9 protein-coding genes are annotated in these 18046 nt (G+C 61.3%); 5 read left to right on the top strand and 4 right to left on the bottom strand.

What is annotated here, in order from left to right; translation table 11 throughout:
* Positions 1–8 precede the first annotated feature (8 nt).
* From ACQ4N7_RS12470 to ACQ4N7_RS12460, 3 genes are all read right to left on the bottom strand, one after another.
* A complete protein-coding gene (locus tag ACQ4N7_RS12470) occupies positions 9–4790 on the bottom strand; it encodes a PAS domain S-box protein (RefSeq protein ID WP_430711828.1) in 4782 nt (1593 codons plus the stop codon).
* 43 nt (positions 4791–4833) lie between these two features.
* On the bottom strand, positions 4834–5970 hold the full coding sequence (locus ACQ4N7_RS12465; protein ID WP_430711827.1) for a sensor histidine kinase: 1137 nt from the start codon (positions 5968–5970) through the stop codon (positions 4834–4836).
* Positions 5971–6063: 93 nt separating this feature from the next.
* Entirely contained in the window at positions 6064–10296 is a 4233-nt protein-coding gene (locus ACQ4N7_RS12460) for a response regulator (protein ID WP_430711826.1), read from the bottom strand.
* A 563-nt stretch (positions 10297–10859) separates the two neighbouring features.
* Between ACQ4N7_RS12460 and ACQ4N7_RS12455 the strand changes: the two genes are divergently transcribed.
* The 5 genes from ACQ4N7_RS12455 (at position 10860) to ACQ4N7_RS12435 (ending at position 16394) form a co-directional block, all read left to right on the top strand.
* A complete protein-coding gene (locus ACQ4N7_RS12455; RefSeq protein WP_430711825.1) occupies positions 10860–12950 on the top strand; it encodes a response regulator in 2091 nt (696 codons plus the stop codon).
* Positions 12951–13023: 73 nt separating this feature from the next.
* Entirely contained in the window at positions 13024–13401 is a 378-nt protein-coding gene (locus ACQ4N7_RS12450; RefSeq protein WP_430711824.1) for a response regulator, read from the top strand.
* Between the two features lie 84 nt (positions 13402–13485).
* Complete coding sequence (locus ACQ4N7_RS12445; protein WP_430711823.1) at positions 13486–13728, top strand: hypothetical protein; 243 nt, start codon at positions 13486–13488, stop codon at positions 13726–13728.
* Between the two features lie 131 nt (positions 13729–13859).
* The gene (locus tag ACQ4N7_RS12440) at positions 13860–14978 is read left to right on the top strand and encodes an EAL domain-containing protein (RefSeq protein WP_430711821.1); all 1119 of its coding nucleotides are present in this window, start codon (positions 13860–13862) and stop codon (positions 14976–14978) included.
* Positions 14979–15077: 99 nt separating this feature from the next.
* On the top strand, positions 15078–16394 hold the full coding sequence (locus tag ACQ4N7_RS12435) for a diguanylate cyclase domain-containing protein (protein WP_430711820.1): 1317 nt from the start codon (positions 15078–15080) through the stop codon (positions 16392–16394).
* Here ACQ4N7_RS12435 and ACQ4N7_RS12430 read toward each other — a convergent pair.
* Positions 16380–17963 (bottom strand): B12-binding domain-containing radical SAM protein, encoded by a 1584-nt coding sequence (locus ACQ4N7_RS12430; protein ID WP_430711819.1) that lies wholly within the window; start codon positions 17961–17963, stop codon positions 16380–16382. The two genes, ACQ4N7_RS12435 and ACQ4N7_RS12430, sit on opposite strands and share 15 nt — an antisense overlap.
* Between the last annotated feature and the right edge of the window lie 83 nt (positions 17964–18046).

Raw genomic sequence — 18046 nt, 5'->3', positions numbered from 1 at the left:
GCCGATTGCTATTCCGCACTTTTTGCCTGCTTGATCAAGTCGTGAATGGTGTCAAAGGCGAAGTCTTCAATCTGCTGGGTCAGCCAAGCCACCAGCGGATTCTGGGCCTCGGAGAACTGAGCCATGAGCTGGATCAGTCGATCGCCATCAAGCTGAAGGGTGGCCTGCTGCAGTTGATCCAGCAGAGAGTCAGATAGCCCGCTCAAGAGGGCGATCGCCTCGGTATGAGCCAGGGGCTGAGGCCCGCTCGATGGCGCTAGGGGGCTGTAGCTGTACTGCACGCCGAGGTGCTCGGTCAGCTTGGCCAGCAGGTGGTTGGCCTGAAAAGGCTTGCGCACAAAGTCATCGCAGCCGTTGTCGATCGCCCGAGCCCGGTCGTCTTCAAAAGCGTTGGCGGTCAGGGCAATGATGATGGTTGGCGGTTGAGATCTGTCTCGATCCTGGGCCTGCTCCTGGGCGCGAATGGCCTGGGCCGCCTCATAGCCACTCATGACGGGCATTCGCATATCGAGCCAGATCAGCTGGGGCTGCCAGCTCTGCCACAGGGCGATCGCCTCTGCTCCATTGATGGCCTCGCGCACCTCAAAGCCCACCGACTGCAGCAGCTGACTGAGCAGGTAGCGGTGGTCTTCGTTGTCGTCAACGACTAGCAGTCGGTAGTCGGGCTGCCCCGCCGCCAGCCCTATCACCGCCGCCTGAGCCGGGGTCGCAGCCCTCTGCTCGGCCTCAACGACCGGCATGGGCAGGGTAAACGCAAAGGTAGAGCCCTGGCCCAGCTCGCTCTCGACGGTAATATCGCCCCCCAGCATACGCACGAACTGCCGACTGATGGAGAGCCCCAACCCGGTGCCCCCCAGCCCCCCCTGACTGGCCTGCACGAAGGGCTCAAACAGGCGATCGCGATCGGCGGCGGCCAGGCCAATGCCGGTATCGCTAACCGTAAAGGTCACCGTTAGAACGGTGCCGGGCGGCGCAGCCGCAATGGTATAGGTCGGCGCGACCCGCAGCGTCACCTGGCCCTGGGGGGTAAATTTGATCGCGTTGCCCAGCAGGTTAATCAGCACCTGGCGCAGTTTGGCGACATCAAGCTTAAAGTGGCTGGGCAGGGCGGGGTGGCGATCGGTGATCAGGCTCAGCCCTTTGTTCTGGGCCCGCAGGCAAAACATGTCGTTGAGGGTGCTCAGCAGGGCGTCGAGGTCAAAGCTAGAGGCGTTGAGGTTGACCTGCCCGGCTTCGATTTTGGCCATTTCGAGAATGTCGTTAATTAGCATCAGCAGGTGCTCACCGCTGCGGTTGACAATGCTTAGCGCCTGGTGGTGGTCAGCGCTGAGGGCGGAGTCACGGGCCATCAGCTGGGCAAAGCCCAAAATGGCGTTGAGGGGGGTGCGCAGCTCGTGGCTCATGTTGGCCAAAAAGGTGCTTTTAGCCTGGCTGGCCGCCTCCGAAATCGCCACCGCCTGCTCCAGTTCCCAGGTGCGCTCCTGCACCCGCTGCTCTAGCTTCTGGTTGAGAGTTTTGAGCGCTTCTTCCGTGCGTTTGCGATCGGTAATGTCGTACATGCTGCCGACAATGCGGTAGACCCGCCCCGTCGCATCAGAAATCGGGCTGTAGGTGCCAATCAGCCAGCGCACCTGGCCCTCAGCCTCAATCGATCGCTCAAAGGTCAAGGGCTGGTTCGTCTCAACGCAGTATCGATAGCGCTGCAAAATAGAATCGGCCTCGACGGGGCCAAAGGCCGCTGCTAAAGATTTGCCCGCCAGATCGGCACTGGGTCGGCCAAACAAGGTTGCAGCAGCCGGGTTGAGTCCCAAAACGGTTACTGTACCGTCGATCGCAATTTCAGAAACACAAATCGGCTGGTTCACGCCTTCATAAATGCTGCGTAGAAACTGCTCCTGTTCCTGCAGTTGATTTTCGGCGCGATCGCGTTCACGCTGGGCAGCCCGCTGCTCGCTGATGTCATTGACAACCCCCAGCAGGTACTGGGGAGTACCCAGCCCGTCGCGCACCAGCGACACCGCCAGCGACACCCAGACAACCGCTCCATCAGCCCGCAGGTAGCGCTTTTCGAGCTTAAAGTCGGCACATTCGCCGCTCAGCAACTGGCGTACTCGAGCCCGATTGAGCTCCAGATCGTCTGGATGGGTCAGCTCCATACAGGTCTTGGTCAGCAGGTCTGAGGCCGAGTAGCCCAGCAGATGGCACATCATCTGGTTGACCCGCACGATGCGCCCGTTTAACTCGGTTTCAATAATGCCCAGGGCCGCCTGCTCAAACGTGCCTCGAAAGCGCTCCTCGCTGGCCTTCAGGGAGCGTTCGGCCTGCTGGCGTTCGGCCTCGCTGCGTTTGCGATCGCGAATGTCGCGACCAATGATAGCGATACAGAGCGGCCTGTGGGTTTCAGGATCTTTGACCAGAAACATCACCTGCTCCACGGCAATGGCTTCGTCGGTTTGGCTATGGCAGAATAGCGACTCTCCCTGCCATACCCCCTTGGCCATGACGGCTGGTAGCCCCTCGCGCTCAAACTGCGTGACGGCCTCAGCCTTGAAAAACGAGGTAACCGAGCGGCCTGCTAGGGCCGCATCTCCCAGCCCCAGCAGGTCGCGCCCCGCCGGGTTGAGGTAAAGAGCGGTGCCACTGAGGCTGGCGGTGCCAATCAGATCGGTGCTATTTTCAACGACGGCCGCCAGGGTTTGCAGCTCCAGGGTGCGCTGCTTAACCCGCTGTTCTAGCTCCTCATTGAGCTGCTTGAGGGCCAGTTCGGCCTGCTTGAGGGGGGTGACGTCGGTGGTGGTACCCAGGAACGTCTTTGGCTGACCTGCGGCATCGCGGTGTAGCTCTCCCCGCGACAGCACCCAGATCACCGAGCCGTCGCGGTGCAGCATGCGGTACTCAACGAAAAATTCTGCTGATTCACCCCGTAGGCAAGCTCGAATGGCCGCCTCCAGCCGGTCTCGATCCCCAGGGTGAATCAGGGTGAGCCACTGGTCTAGCGTGTTGTCAACCGCCTCGGGGCGATGCCCCACCAGAAGGGTAATGGTGGGATCGAGGTAGCCTGTGTAGGTGGCGAGGTTGAGCTCCCACACGCCCACCCCGGCGGCTTGGGTGGCGCGGCGATAGCGCTCCTCGGCCTGCTCTAGGGCCAGCTCAGTGCGCTTGCGCTCGGTGATGTCGTCGAGAATGCCGACGATGCGCAAGACCACCCCCTGTTCATCCGTTAGCGGAAAACCCTGGCAGCGCAGCCAGCGCAGGTCGCCGTCAGGGTGCAAAAAGCGGTACTCGCAGTCGATCGCCTCGCCCTGCAGCTCTCGGACCGCCAGGGCCGCAATGCGATCGCGATCGTCGGGATGCACCCGCGTCAGCCAGTGCTGCTGATCATCGATAGTGGCCAGATCAGCGCCGGTAATAGCCGCGTAGGCGGGGTTGACGTACTCGTAGCACAGCGCCAGCGCATCAAAGACAAAAAACCCTTCCCGCACCGTTTCGGCCAGCTGCCGAAAGCGAGCTTCTGCCTGGCGCTGCTCCTGTTCGAGCTGCTTGCGATCGCTGATGTCGCGCACCACGACCAGCACCTGGTCGGCCTGGTAGGGCACCATGCGCACCACTTCATACTGGGTGCGATCGCCAAACCTGAGCTGCTGCTCAAAAAAATGGGTTGTCTCTGTGGCCAGGGTACGGGCTATAGTCTCTAGCCACTGATGGGCGACTTCAGCGGGCAGGGCATCGGCAATGGTAGCCCCCACTGGCCCCTGGGCCGCCAGCGGCACCAGATTACCCGTAAAGCCATTGGCCGAAAAATCGAGGTACTGCCCCGCCGCACTCATCACAATCATCAGGTCGGGCACCGCCGAGAGAATGGCCCGGTTGTGGGCTTCGCTCTGCTCTAGGGCCAGCTCAGCCAGCCGGGCTGCGGTGCGATCCTGGCCTGTGCCCCGCAGCTGCACCACCTGGCCCTGGTCGTTGTAGACGGCCTCGCCTCGGGCCAAAATGTAGCGTATAGAACCGTCAGGCCGCACGATTCGGTGCTCAACCTCGTAGGGCATGCCGACGGCGATCGCCCGCTCAATCGCAGCCTCCAGAGGCGGCCAGTCGGCGGAGGGAATGGTTTGCCGCCACTGGGCATAGCTGGGGGCGGGCTGGTTCGGGGCTAAACCGTAGATGCGAAACAGCTCCGCCGACCAGGTGATCGTCTGGCTGGCCAGCTCAAACTCCCAGCTGCCCATCTGAGCAATACGCTGGGCTTCGGCCAGGCTGCTCTGGCTCTGCCGCAGAGCCCGCTCCATCTGAGCGTGATCGCCCAGGCTCGACACCCCCCAGTCGAGCTGCACAGCCAGGGCAGACAGCCGCCGTTCAACAGCTGCCAGCTGCTGGTGGGCCTCGGCCAGAGCGGCCTGCCCCAGGGCCAGCTGTTGCCCCTGCCGGTAGTGGCCCAGGGCGGCCGTCACTGTAAAGATCAGCTCGTCGTCGCTACCGGGGTAGGGCAGGCAGCGATAGATCACAGCCTGGGGCGTGGCGGCTGGGTTGGGCGTGCCAGTCGAGTTGCCCAGCGCCACCGTCAGCGCCTGGGGAAAGTGGTCATAGACGGCCTGCAGCGCCCCGGTCGCTAGCCATGCTGAGGGAGCGATCGCCACCGCCACCTCACCGCCATCGGCCAGCAGCGGCTCAACCCAGGCCGCCGTCGCCACAGCCGTCTCGACCTGCCTCACGCTACAGTCTGAAAATTTGGCGGTCAGTCGATCGAGCAGCGAGGCCGTCGCGTCGAAGCAGAGAATAGTGGGCGTGCTCATGGAAAAAAAGGGGCGCAAGGGGCAGGGGGGTACCGGCGGTTGTCTAGCCGTCGCTATCGGGGATGGCCGGCAGAATGACGTAAAACGTCGTGCCCTGGCCCAGCTGCGACTCAGCCCAAATGCGGCCCCCGTGGTGCTCCACAATTTTTTGGCAGGTGGCTAGGCCAATGCCGCTGCCGGGGTAGGTTTGGGCATCGTGGAGGCGATGGAAGGCCTCAAAAATTTGCCCCAGGTGCTCAGCTGAAATGCCAATGCCGTTGTCGTGAATGCCAAACCGCCAGGACTGGGGTAATGGTTCTACCGAAATAGTGATTTCAGGTCGGGTGTCGGGCCGGGTAAATTTAAGGGCATTGCTAATCAGGTTTTGAAAGAGCTGCATGAGCTGCACGTCGTTGCCCATTACCCTGGGCAAGTCGCCGTAGACGAGTTCGGCCCCGGTCTCGGTGAGGGCCACTTTCAAGTTGAGCTGCACCTGGTCGAGCAGGGCGTTGCCGTCGACCGGGGCCATCAGGGGCTGGGCCTGCCCCGCCTGGGCGTAGGCCAGCCAGTCTTGAATCATCTGCTGCATGCGGCCGCTGGCGTCCAAGATATTCTCTAGATAGGGCTGAGCGGGCGACTTTGCGATGTCTGGGCAGGCCAGGCCAATCAGCTTGGTGTAGCCCAAAATGCTCTGCAGGGGCTGCTGCAAGTCGTGAGAGACCACCGAGGCAAACTGCTCCAGCTCTCGATTTGAGCGCACCAGTTCTTCGTTTTGGGCCACCAGCTGCCCCTGGAGCCGTCGCAGGTTGAGCTGATGGGCAATGCGGGCCAGCACCTCGGCCTCCTGAAAGGGCTTGGTGATGTAGTCAGCCCCGCCAGCGGCAAAGGCTTTGACCTTGTCAATGGCATCGTCGAGGGCGCTGATAAAAATAATCGGAATGGCCTGGGTTGCAGGGTCGGCCTTGAGCCGCTCGCACACTTCGTAGCCGCTCATCTCCGGCATTTTGATGTCGAGCAAAATCAGGTCGGGGGGGGCCACCTGGGCGGCGGCGATCGCCCACTGCCCGGTCAGCGCCTTGCGCACCCCCAGCTGGTGCCGCCCCAGCATGGCCGACAGCAGCCGCAAGTTGTCGGGGGTGTCATCCACAATCAAAATGTCGCCCCTGTCGCCCCTATCGCCCGCATCGGTGAGGGAGTTCATACTGGTCTCCTGTGTCTGCCTCATAAGCCTGGTCTAATGCCCTTTCGGTAGCGCGGCGCAAACCTCAGCCGCGCTGCCCTAGTCTGCGACGGTCTATTTATTCCCTGACGCTGCGGGTGAAGGGCCATGGGTTTCAGGGTGCAAGCAGTCGAGAATGCGGTCGAACTCAAAGTTTTGGGCCCAGCTGGTTAGGGTTTGGGTAACGCTGACTGGCGCGTCGCGCATCTGCCCCAGCAGCTCAATCAGGCGATCGTCGGAACCCGCGATCGCGGCCTGCCCCAGGGCCTGCTGCCAGTCGGCGGCCATGGTTTGCAGCCATAGCCGCAGTTCGGCGCGATCGGGCTGAGGGCTGGCTAAATTTGCCACCTCTGGCCCCTCAGGGTAGCAGACCGCTGACTCAGCAGTCTCGGCGTAGCGGTAGCGCACCGGCAAATAGGCGGCAATTTTTTGCAGCAGCCCCTGCATCTGAAAGGGCTTACGCACAAAATCGTCGCACCCGGCGGCCAAAATTTTAGCCCGTTCTTCCTCAAAGGGGCTGGCGGTGAGGGCAATAATTACCGGGGGCGGGTCGAGGGTCAGCGCTTTGATCTGGCTGGTGGCGGCATAGCCGTCGAGGCCAGGCATGCGAATGTCCATCCAAATCAGGTGGGGGAGCCAGGCCTGGGCCTGGTCCACCGCCGCGTGACCATCGGCGGCAGACTGCACCTCAAACCCGGCTGAGGTGAGCAGGCGCACCAGCAAATAGCGGTTAGCGGGGTGGTCTTCGACCACCAGCAGTCGCCACGGGGGCTGCCCCTCGGCCAGCCCCAAAATGGGCGCGGCATCGGGAGTCGGAAATATGGCCGAGCGCTCGACCCGCCGCACCGGCAGCACAAAGGTAAAGGTTGACCCCTGCTTGAGCTGGGTTTTGAGGATGAGTTCACCGCCCATGAGCTGTACAAACTGCTGACTGATCGGCAGCCCCAGGCCGCTGCCCTGGTGCGACGAACCTGTGGTTGACCACTGCAGCCCAGCCGCGCTCTGCGTAAACGGTTCAAACAGCCGACTGATGTCTTCGGGGGCAATGCCGGGGCCGGTATCGACCACGGCAAACTCTAGCGCCCCGCTGGTTTCTGGGTAGGCGGCGACCAGGTCGGCGGGCACGGGCTGCAGACTCTTGACCCGCAGGCTGACCTGACCGGCCTGGGTAAACTTGATGGCGTTGCCCAGCAGGTTAATCAGCACCTGGCGCAGCTTACCCTCGTCGGTGGCAATATAGGCGGGGATCGCCGGGTCGCAGTCAAAGCTGAGGCTCAGCCCCTTGGCCTCGGCCTGCAGCGTGAGCATCGCTTTTAGACTGGTCAGCAGATACGACAAATCGAAGGTGGTAACGTGCAGCGAAATGCGGCCCGCCTCAATTTTTGACATTTCGAGTACGTCGTTAATTAGAGCCAGCAGGTGCTCGCCGCTGCGGCTGATAATGGTCAGGTAGTCCTGGGCCTGGGCTTCGAGCTGGCAGTCGCGGGCAATCAGCTGGGCAAAGCCAATGATGGTGTTGAGGGGGGTGCGCAGCTCGTGGCTCATATTGGCCAAAAAGGTGCTTTTGGCCCGATTGGCGGCATCGGCGGTTTCACGGGCCTGGCGCAGGGCATCTTCGGCCTGCTGCCGCTCTAGCTCGGCCGCCGCCCGAGCGGCAAAGATGCGCAAAATTAGCTCGCGGGTGTGGTCTTCGACCATGGGTTTATCGTCGATGACGGCCAGATGCCCAATCACCTCACCGATCGCATCCACCAGGGGAATACCCAAATAGCTGGTGGCCTGTAGCGCCGCCAGCTTGGGGTCGTCGGGGTAGAGGGCCTGCACCCGGTGGGGCACATAGACGACCCCACCGACCACCACTCGCTCACAGGGGGTGCCCGCCAGGTCGTACTCCACGCGATCGCCCAGCCGCCCATCCCGCCAGAGGGCCAGCGTACTCACTCGGGCTGGCTCGCTCGGCAGCCGCTGCGTGACGATGGCATTGCGTACCTGCAAAATGTCGGCCAGGTAGCGCACCAGTGACTCAAAGAAATCGCGGCCCGTCTTGGCGGCGGTGCCCTCGACAATCAGCCGCAGCGATTCTTCCTGGCGCTTCAGCTGGGTCAAATCTTCGGCTACCCCCACCAGCCGATAGACCTCGCCCTGGTCGTTGCGAATGGGAAAGGCTCGCGCCCGCACCCAGGCCGACTCCCCCTGGGGCCGCACGATGCGAAACTCTTCGTCGTAGCTGAAGTAGGCCAGGGCGGCGGGGGTTTGGCTCTGGGGCAGCCGCCGCACCACCCGATCGCGATCGTCGGGGTGTACCGCCACCAGCCAGGCCGAGGGGTGAGCGTAGAGGTCGCTGCGCTGGCGTCCCCAGATGCTCTCGTAGGCGGGCGACACATAGCTAAACCGCTGGGGCTGCAGATCGTAGATCCAAAAAACGCTGTCGATGTATTCGGCCAGCTGGCGAAATTTTTCTTCGCTCTGGCGCAGGGCGGCCTCTGCCCGCTTGCGATCGCTAATGTCGCCGGTCGAGCCCACCAGCCGAATTGGCTGCCCCTGCTCGTCCCAGAGGGCCTGGCCGCGGGAGATCACCCACTTGTAGCTGTGGTCGCGGCAGCGCAGCCGATACTCAATTTCGTAGGTGGGCAGGGTGCGCTGAATCAGGTAGGCGTGGTGCACCGCCATCACCCGGTCAAAGTCATCGGGGTGAATGCGCGACTCCCAGCGCAGGTCGTCATCGCTGGGCTTTTTGGGGTCTGAGGGGGCGTTTGAGGCGTCGTCGCCATAGCCCAGCAGCGCTTTGTAGCGCTCTGAGAAAAAGGCCGTCTGCTGGCGAAAGTCGAGGTCGTAGATGCCAGCGTTGCTGCCCTGAATCGCCAGCTGCCAGCGCTCCTCGCTCTGCTGGAGCCTGGCTCTGGCCCGCTGCCGCTGCTGCTCCAGGCGGTTTGTGCTAACCACCTTGCCAATGCTCTGGGCCATCAGCTCAATGATCTCTTTTTCGTGCTGCTTAAACCCCTGGGAGCGGGCCTCTGGGTCAAAAAAGCACAGACTGCCGTAGACCTCGCCCTCGACCACGATGGGGGTGCCCAGGTACGACTTGAGCCGCAGCGCCCGAGGCAGAGGACGACGCCCCAAGTCGGGGCGATCGTCAATATCGGTAAAGCTGACGGTCTGCTGCCGCCGAATAGCCAGGCTGCAGAGGGTATCGTCGAGGGGGCAGCGCAGCGTTGACCCTAGCTCCGGCAGACAGGCCACCATGGCCTGGGCCACAAAGTCGGGGCCTTCGACCTTACCCACCAGCCCACCCGTAAAGCCCAGCACCTGACAGCCGGTGTCGAGGTAGTCAGCCAGCAGCGCATCAAAGCTGTCAAACTGGGTCAGGCTAAGGCGGTGCAGCTGCTTCAGGCTCTGGCTAAAGTGGTTGAGCGCCTGGGAGTTGCTGAGCAAAATCTGCTCAGCCTGCTTGCGAGCGGTGATGTCGCGGTACTGCCAGAGGTGACCCTCCAGCCCGCGATCGCCCACCAGGGGTACATAGTCGCGCTCTAGGGTGCGGCCATCGGCCAGGGCAATTTCTTCGGCCACAACGGGCCGCTGCGCTGCCCGCAGCGCCTCAATGCGGTTGTTAAAGGCGACGGGATCACCCCAGAGCCCCACGCTGTCTTGCACAAGGGCCTGGCTGCTAGCCCCCACCAGCTCGGCGGGGGGCAGGGCCAGCCGAAATAAACTGCAGCAGGGCTGGTTAACCATCACCACCTGACCCGCCAAATTTTCTAAAATTACCCCCACCTGCAGGTGCTCAATCAGCGTGGCCAGCCGCGCCGTCATTTGCTGTAGGCTCGCTTCAATTTGGCTGCGATCGCAGATCTCCTGCTGCAGCTGCTGGTTTTGGGCCGTCATCTGCTGCTGCAGGTGGCGAATGGTGAGCTGGTTGGCGACCCGAGCCAGCAGTTCTTCCACCTGAAAGGGCTTGGTCAAATAGTCGGCGGCCCCCACCGCAAACGCTCGCACCTTGTCGAGGGCTTCGTCGAGGGCGCTGAGGAAAATGATCGGAATCGCCTCGGTGCTGGGGTCGGCCTTGAGCCGCTCGCACACCTCATAGCCATCCATCTCCGGCATGCGGATATCGAGCAAAATCAAGTCGGGCTGGGTTGTTTTGACCGCCATCAGGGCCATTGCCCCGCTTCTGGCGCAGCGGACCCCGTAGCTCTGCCCGGACAGGGTTTGGGCCAAAAAACGAAGATTTTCGAGGGAGTCGTCTACGATCAGCAGCGTAACGCCAGCAGCGCGATCGGGCGCGGACGGAGCAGGGGCAGGGCGCAGCATGGAGTAGGGGATAAAACAATAAGCATGTAGCCAACATTCCCTATTTAGCCTACGTTTGCCCAAGCCGTCGAGCCGAACAGCAGCAGACTCATCAATAGGGAATAAAAGGCCGAGAGTAAAGGTTAAAAGATCAGATCAAATTAGCTCAAAATAGAGAATTCCGTAGCTAAAACCACAGACAATTTTTAAGTCGTCAGGAGCGCCTATTCGCTCATACTAACGTTTCAGCTCTTTACCATAGTCAAAAGCCACAGGAATTTTTCCACAGTGGCAAATAATTGTGACATTGCTGTGACGGGTTACCCTGGCCGAGATTCATTCATCATAAATTTACACATGATGAATGGCACGAGTGGCGCTAGCGATGGCGGTGACAGTCGCCCCTGGAGCGGCGGCGGCGGTTGAGGCTGGGGCCAGGCGGGTACTATCGCACTGGGGCACAATCGCTAGCCAGAGGCTTTGAGCAGGGCTGGGGCCAGAACAATCCGGACGGAGAAATCTGACCAGGAAACTTGGGCTAATGCCTCGTGACTGGGCTCCCCACGCTAGGGTTCGATGCTGCCATGAAACTCCTTCTCGTTGACGACGACGACATCTTAATTGGGCAGCTTACCAGCGACCTGGCCGACCAAAACTACGTGGTTGACACGGCTACTGACGGGCTTTTGGGCTGGGAATACGCCACCGCAGCCTCCTACGACTTAATTGTGCTAGACATCGACCTGCCGGGCCTTGACGGGGTTTCGCTCTGTCAGCGGCTGCGTCAGACGGGCTACGCTGGGCCAATTTTGCTGCTGACGGGGCGCAGCAGCAGCACCGACAAAGTGCTAGGCCTGAATGCTGGGGCCGACGACTACCTGGTCAAGCCCTACACCCTGGTTGAGCTGACGGCTCGCATCCGCGCGCTGCTGCGCCGTCCCCCGGCGGTCAATCATCTCAGCCTGCGCTGGGGCTCGCTACAGCTGAACCCCAATGCTGGCCAGGTAACCGTAGCCGATCGCCTGGTGGTGCTCTCGCCTAAGGAATATGGCCTGCTGGAGCTATTTCTGCGCTACCCCGACCGGATTTTTAGCAACACGGTGCTGCTAGAGCGGCTCTGGAGTACTGACGAAGCCCCTGGCGAAGAGACTATTCGCACCCACATCAAGCGGCTGCGGCGCAAGCTCAAGCAGGCCGGGGGCGACGACGTCATTGAGAATGTCTACGGCATGGGCTATCGGCTCAGAGCCCTGCCGCCAGAGCCGACTGGGACCACGCAGAGCGGCCCCACCACGCCTCATGGCGTGCCCAAGGAAACGCCCCAGGCCTCAGCACGGGGGGAAACTACAGGCCGCGATCGCGACGCTGCTACCGCCCTACCGGCTCAGTTTGAAACAGATCTTTCCCTTGCAGCCGCGCCCGACCCAGACCAGCCGGCGACCCAGGAACAGGCGGCGCGGGCGGCGGCGATCGCCGCCTTTGAGCGGTTTCGGCCCGCCATTGACGATCGCCTGGCCGCCCTGCACCAGGCCGCCAGTACCCTCAGGGCTGGCGATTTGCCAGAGGCCGTGCGATCGTCTGCCTGCGCCGCCGCCCACAAGCTGGCCGGGTCGCTGGGGCTATTCGGCTTTATGGGGGGCTCGCACCTGGCCCGCCGTCTCGAAGACTGGCTGCAGCAGCCCAGTTTGGCCGAGGGGCCGTTTTTTATCGCTCTGGTTGATCAGCTCGATCAGCAGCTGCAGGCTGGGCCTAGCGGGGTGGCCCCAGAATCCAACACAGCACCTGTGGTCGGCCCGTCTTTGCACGGTGTAGATCGCGCTGGAGGCGATCGCTATCAGGTGCTAGCCATCGACGACGACCCCGCCATGCTTGCCCAGCTGCGGCGCTTGCTGCCGCCCTGGGGCTTAGATGTCGTCACCCTAGACGACCCGCGCCAGATTTGGGCCAGCCTAAAGGCCAGCCCCCCCGACCTGGTGCTGCTCGACCTCGACATGCCCCACCTGAGCGGGCTGGAGCTTTGCCAGCAGCTGCGCCAGGGCGATCGCTGGCAGACCCTGCCGGTTTTGTTTCTCACCGCCTGCCGAGATCCTGCCGTCATCTACCAGCTCTACCAGAGCGGGGCCGACGACTATTTGCCCAAGCCCATCCTGGAACCAGAACTGATCAACCGCCTGTTTCAGCGCCTGGAGCGGGGTCGGCTGCTGCAAACCCTGGCGGGCACCGACCCCACCACCGGCCTGGCCAACCGGCAAAAGGGCACGATTGAGCTGGACCTGCTGCTGCACCTGGCCCAGCGCTACGGGCAGCCCTTCAGCCTGGTGCGGGTTGAGGTGGCCGAAGCCGCCCACGCCGCCAAAGCCCTGATGAGCGCCCTGGGCCAGGCCCTGGTAGGCCAGGTGCGCCAGGGCGATGCGATCGCCTGCTGGAGCAAATCGGAGATTTTAGTCGGTGTGCTCGATAACGACTTGGCAACAACCCAGGCGCAGCTGCGACCTGCCCTTGAGTCGGCTGTGGCGGCGGCGAAAGCAGCCAGTGCCGTTAGCCCTGGGCTCTACCTGAGCGGAGCTACCTATCCCCGAGATGGCCATTGCCTGGCCGAGCTTTATCAGATGGCCTGCCAGCGGCGAGGCTCACCGCAGCCCGCTAGCTCTAGAGGCCAGCCGTCGCGCCGCTAAGCACCTCGCCCGCCGCGGCCTCACCGCTGTTTGCCCAACCTCTGCCATTGGCCCATTTTTAGGACGTTCTACCATGACCATCAAACGCATCTTGATCATCGACGACGAAGCTGACGTGCGCGAGATTGCCAAGGTCAGCCTGGAAATTACCCGGCAGTGGGAGGTGACCACCGCCGCTTCGGGAGAAGAGGGCGTCAGATTGGCGGCAACCCACCATCCTGACGCCATTTTGCTGGATGTGGTGATGCCCAAAACCGACGGCCTGGCCACCCTACAGCAGCTCAGTAAAAATACGGATACCTGCCACATTCCGGTGATTTTATTGACCGCTACTCTGCGGCTGGCGACTCAGCAGACCTTTGTGGCAGCCGGGGCGCGGGCAGTGCTGGTCAAACCCTTTGACCCAGGGCTTTTGGGAGGTCAGATCGAGTCTGTGCTGGGATGGCAGTAACCATCGCCACAGCCGGGGCGATGGCGTTCACAGAGTTGTCACATTCAATCTCTATGTTAAGAGAGACGTCTTCCCTAGCGCCCCATGCTTCCCCTGATCGTGGTCGAGGATTTGATCTCGGCCTTCAAATTCTGGAATGAGGGCATCCACGACGGCATGCTCTACCGCAATGACTTCTACGTCAGCCGATGCCAGTTTGCCCTGGCCGATCGCGCAGAGGCCTACCACCGCGCCACCCAGGAAAGCAATAAGGGGTTTAAGGTTTGCGTAACGGTTTCAAAGACTCACTACACGGTATGGGTAGAAATGCGATCGCATTTGACCTAGCCATTCTCCCGCTCTCTCTTGCTCAGCCTTCCCCCTGGCCCTAGCTCCTCCCCCGAAGCGTCAAACCGTTCCAGTCTGGTCTGTTCCTTGCCCCCCCAAGCCTATGTTTTTTAACCTGTTGAGCATCTTCCATGGCACACCTTACCCCGGCCCGCTTCAGTCAAGACCTGTGTGATTTTGCCGACTGCTCAACGCACCCCTTTGACGATGTCTCGCTGCTGATCTGCCACGAGCTGCGCACTCCCCTCGCCTCAATTCAGGGAGCGCTCAAGCTGTTGGGCTATCAGCAGTCGGGGTCGCTCTCCGACGACGGCCAGAGGCTGCTCGCGATCGCCATCAATAACGCCGACCGCCTGACCCGCCTGGCCAACGCCCTGGAGAGCCAGCCCGCGCCGCTGCTCACCCTGCTCTCTACTGCCGAGATGGAGCTGCTGCAGCTGGAAAATGACCTGCACCAGGCCGTAGAGCAGCAGCAGCTCTACCTAGACTACCAGCCGATTGTGGCCATCGACCAAGACCAGGACATGGGCCAAATTATTGGCTTTGAGGCCCTGGCTCGCTGGCGACACGGCCAGCGGGGAGACATTTCTCCCGAGGTGTTTATTCCTCTGGCCGAAAAGGCAGGGTTGATCAATGGTCTGGGCCTATTTTTGCTAGAGCAGGCCTGCCAGCAGCTGCACCGTTGGCAAACCCAGTTTCCGAGCCTGCTGCCCCTGAGCGTGAGCGTCAACCTATCGGCGGTGCAGCTGCTTCAACCGCAGCTGGTCGATCGCATTCGTCATATTTTGCAGCAAAACGACATTTCCCCCAGCAGCCTCAAGCTCGAAGTGACCGAGAGCGCTCTGATTGAAAACAAAGCCCTGGCCCTGGCCACCCTAGTCGAGCTACAGCAGCTCGGCATTCAGCTCTACATCGACGATTTTGGCACCGGCTACTCGTCGCTGGGGCGGCTGCAGGATTTGCCCTTCGACACCCTCAAGATCGATCGTTCGTTTGTTCGCAACAAAAACTGGGCCATGAGCGAGGCCATTTTGATGCTGGCCGAGCGGCTGCGGCTCGATGTCATTGTCGAAGGGGTAGAAACCTTGGAAGACTTGCTCTGCCTTAAGGAGCTAGGCTACCAAAAAATGCAGGGCTACTACTTCTCAAAACCCCTCGACAGCACCAGCATGACAGGTCTACTGCTGCGTCAGGCACTCAGGGGCACGGCTCCGCTCAGTCTGGCACCGCTGAGCCCGGCCCAATCCTAGGGCGGCAGCCCAGTCCAGTTATCGGTTTGATCTTGGGCTAGCCGCCGCCCTCAAGCCTCATTGTCTAGGCCACGCTGTTTCTCTCTGTGCTCTACCGCCATGATGACTAACGCCCGTAAGACGCCCTGCGAGGGAACAACGACAGAACGACCGCATCTGGCTTTGCTGATTCAAGATGGCAAGCGCCGTCAAATTGTGCCGCTGAACAAGTGCTACTATTCCATCGGCCACGACGGCTATAACGATATTCGGTTGGCTTCTCAGGGCGTTTCTCGCTACCACGCCAGCCTGGTGTGGCTGGGCGATCACTACTTTATTCAAACCAGCGACGGCGGCGAAAACCCCGGCAACAGCAGCCTAACCATCAATGGCAAACCGCTGGTGGCTGGCCATCTCAGCCCTGGCGACTCGCTGGTGTTTGGTCAGCAGGTGCGCGCCCGCCTGGTCGCGGTGCGGCCTGCCCCCCCGGTGCCCCCGCCCCTATTCTTGCGGCCCCCGGCGATGGAAGGGCAACCCAGCTGCGGCCTGATTGAGTTTTTTCCTGACCTCATTCTTCGCTTCGACACCAATGGCAACATTTTGGAGGTTCAGGCTGCCATAGACCCTGACCTGTGTCGGTTGACCTGCACCGTAGGCCAATCATTGAGCGAATGCTTTGACGCCAGCTTTATTGCCAACCTGTTTGGCCACGGTCAGCGGGCCACCAAAACGCGATCGCTGCAAAGTTTTGAGGCCGCCATTACCCTCGACAACCAGCAGCTTTTCTGCGAGGTCAGGCTGGTACCCGCTGGGCAGGGGGAGCACATCGCCATTATTCGCAATATTACGGAGCGCAAGCGGCTGGAGCAGGCGCTGCTGGCCGACGCTATCCATGACAGTTTGACCGGGCTGCTCAACCGCAGCGCGTTTATGGAAAAAGCCGCCCAGGCGATCGCGCTCAAAAAGAGCAGCGCCGCCTACAACTTTGCGGTGCTGTTTGTTGACCTCGATAATTTTAAGGTGGTGAACGACAGCCTGGGCCACCTGGTGGGCGACCAGCTGCTGATCGAAATTGCCCTCAAATTTAAAGCGGGGCTGCGCTCTTACGACACCGTAGCCCGACTGGGGGGCGACGAGTTTGCCATTTTGCTGCACGATATTCCGTCAGTGGCGATCGCCCTTGAGCTGGCCAGCCAGATTCAGCAGAGTCTGGCGATGCCCCTGCGGCTCGACGATCGCGAGGTGTTTCCCAGCGCCAGCATTGGCATTGCCTATAGCGATGGTGAGTACGACAGCGTTGAGGCCATACTGCACCACGCCGATGTGGCGATGTACCGGGCTAAGGCCGCCGGGCGATCGCAGTACGCTCTGTTTGCCCCCACCCTAGACGAGTCGCCGCTGGCGTCAGGTCAGGAACACCCGTCACCGGCTAACTAAGGCCAGGGCTGGGGCTTCTACCCTGGGCGCTTGCAGCGGGTCGTAGCCGAGCTGTTGCGTGATGCGCTGGCGGGCTAAAGCCCGATATTCCCAAAAGTGCTCACCAGCGGCGCACAGTCCCAGATACATGTTGAGCATCTGTGGTTTGCGGCGCAGAATGATCCAGAGCTGGTGCCAGAACTGGCGGCGAATGTCAGGACGGCGAATGCCCTGGTGCCAGAGAATTTTAGCGACTAGCTGCAAGCCCTTGTTTAACGGGAACTGCATGGTTTGGCGAGGGCGCTGGGGCGATCGAATGTTGAGACACTGCTGGAGACAGCGGTTCAGGTAGCGGCTCGGTTCGTAGAGCTGCCAAAACCCTTCTACGTAATCTTGGGCCAGGTCTGCCACCGGACGAGTGGGAACAAAATTCATCAGGGTGTTTTGGTCGCCCGTGGGGTGGCTGCTGTCGTCGAGCAGTCGATCTTCGCGCTTGAGACGCTCCCAGAGGGCGGTATTGGGTAGGGCTTGCAGCAGACCCAGCATGGGCTGGGGAATGCTGGTTTGCTCAACAAAAGCCTGAATGCGATCGCCCGCCCCCGCTCGCTCGCCGTCGAACCCTAAAATAAATCCGGCGTAGATTAGCAGGCCCGCCTCGTTGATTTTGCGGCAGGCTTCCACCAGCGGGTTGCGGATATTTTGCACCTTGCGCGTCACCTGCAAACTGTCTTGATCGGGGGTTTCAATGCCGAGAAAAACAGCGTAGAACCCGGCATCGGCCATCAGCTGCAGCAGTTCGTCGTCTTCGGCCAAATTGACCGACGCCTCGGTGATAAAGGTAAAGGGATACTGGCGATCCTGCATCCAGGGAATGAGCGCGCGCAAAAAGCGCTTGACATTGCGCTGGTTGCCAATGAAATTGTCGTCCACAATAAATAGCGAGCCGCGCCAGCCCAGATCGTAGAGGGTTTGCAGCTCCGCCAGCGCCTGAGCCGTTTCCTTGGTGCGGGGCTTGCGGCCATAGAGCGAAATAATGTCGCAAAACTCGCAGTTAAACGGGCAGCCGCGCGAAAACTGCATCGCCATTGCCAGGTAGGCCTCGCGCTCTAGCAGGTCAAATCGGGGCATTGGGCTATGGGTGACATCGGGTTTTTCGAGAGAGCGAAAAATGCCTTCGGTTTCGCCCCGCTCCAGGGCCTCTAAAAACTGGGGTACGGTGATTTCACCTTCGTCCAAAATCAAGAACTGAGCGCCGACAGCGAGGGCATCCTGGGGTACCGAGGTGGGGTAGGGGCCGCCCACAGCCACGCGCTTGCCCAGCCGCACCGCCCTTTGAATTAGCGCCTGAAAGTCTGGTTTTTGCACCAGCATGGCGGAGATAATCACCAGGTCGCACCAGGCCCAGTCAGCGTCGGTTTCGGGGGTGACATTGCGATCGCGAAAGCGAATTTCCCAGTCCGCAGGCAGCAGGGCCGCCACCGTAATAATTCCCAGAGGCGGAATGGTGGCCTTGAGCCCGGCCAGCTGCATAAAGCGATCGTAGGACCAGAAGGACTGAGGAAATTTAGGATAGAGCAAGAGTGCTTTCATAGGTTTATGCGGTGGGATAAGAGAGCCTGAGGTTGTGTCGCCAAATGCTTCAGCCTGAGCGCATCCTGGTTGCTTAATACCGT

The sequence above is a fragment of the Nodosilinea sp. AN01ver1 genome (assembly GCF_050565655.1).
Lineage (GTDB): Bacteria > Cyanobacteriota > Cyanobacteriia > Phormidesmidales > Phormidesmidaceae > Nodosilinea.
This window is presented reverse-complemented; position numbering and strand designations above follow the sequence as displayed.

Coding starts and splice junctions, on each gene's coding strand:
- ACQ4N7_RS12435 (WP_430711820.1), top strand. CDS start 15,078: ATGATGACTAACGCCCGTAAGACGCCCTGCGAGGGAACAACGACAGAA.
- ACQ4N7_RS12450 (WP_430711824.1), top strand. CDS start 13,024: ATGACCATCAAACGCATCTTGATCATCGACGACGAAGCTGACGTGCGC.
- ACQ4N7_RS12455 (WP_430711825.1), top strand. CDS start 10,860: ATGAAACTCCTTCTCGTTGACGACGACGACATCTTAATTGGGCAGCTT.
- ACQ4N7_RS12465 (WP_430711827.1), bottom strand. CDS start 5,970: ATGAACTCCCTCACCGATGCGGGCGATAGGGGCGACAGGGGCGACATT.
- ACQ4N7_RS12445 (WP_430711823.1), top strand. CDS start 13,486: ATGCTTCCCCTGATCGTGGTCGAGGATTTGATCTCGGCCTTCAAATTC.
- ACQ4N7_RS12460 (WP_430711826.1), bottom strand. CDS start 10,296: ATGCTGCGCCCTGCCCCTGCTCCGTCCGCGCCCGATCGCGCTGCTGGC.
- ACQ4N7_RS12430 (WP_430711819.1), bottom strand. CDS start 17,963: ATGAAAGCACTCTTGCTCTATCCTAAATTTCCTCAGTCCTTCTGGTCC.
- ACQ4N7_RS12470 (WP_430711828.1), bottom strand. CDS start 4,790: ATGAGCACGCCCACTATTCTCTGCTTCGACGCGACGGCCTCGCTGCTC.
- ACQ4N7_RS12440 (WP_430711821.1), top strand. CDS start 13,860: ATGGCACACCTTACCCCGGCCCGCTTCAGTCAAGACCTGTGTGATTTT.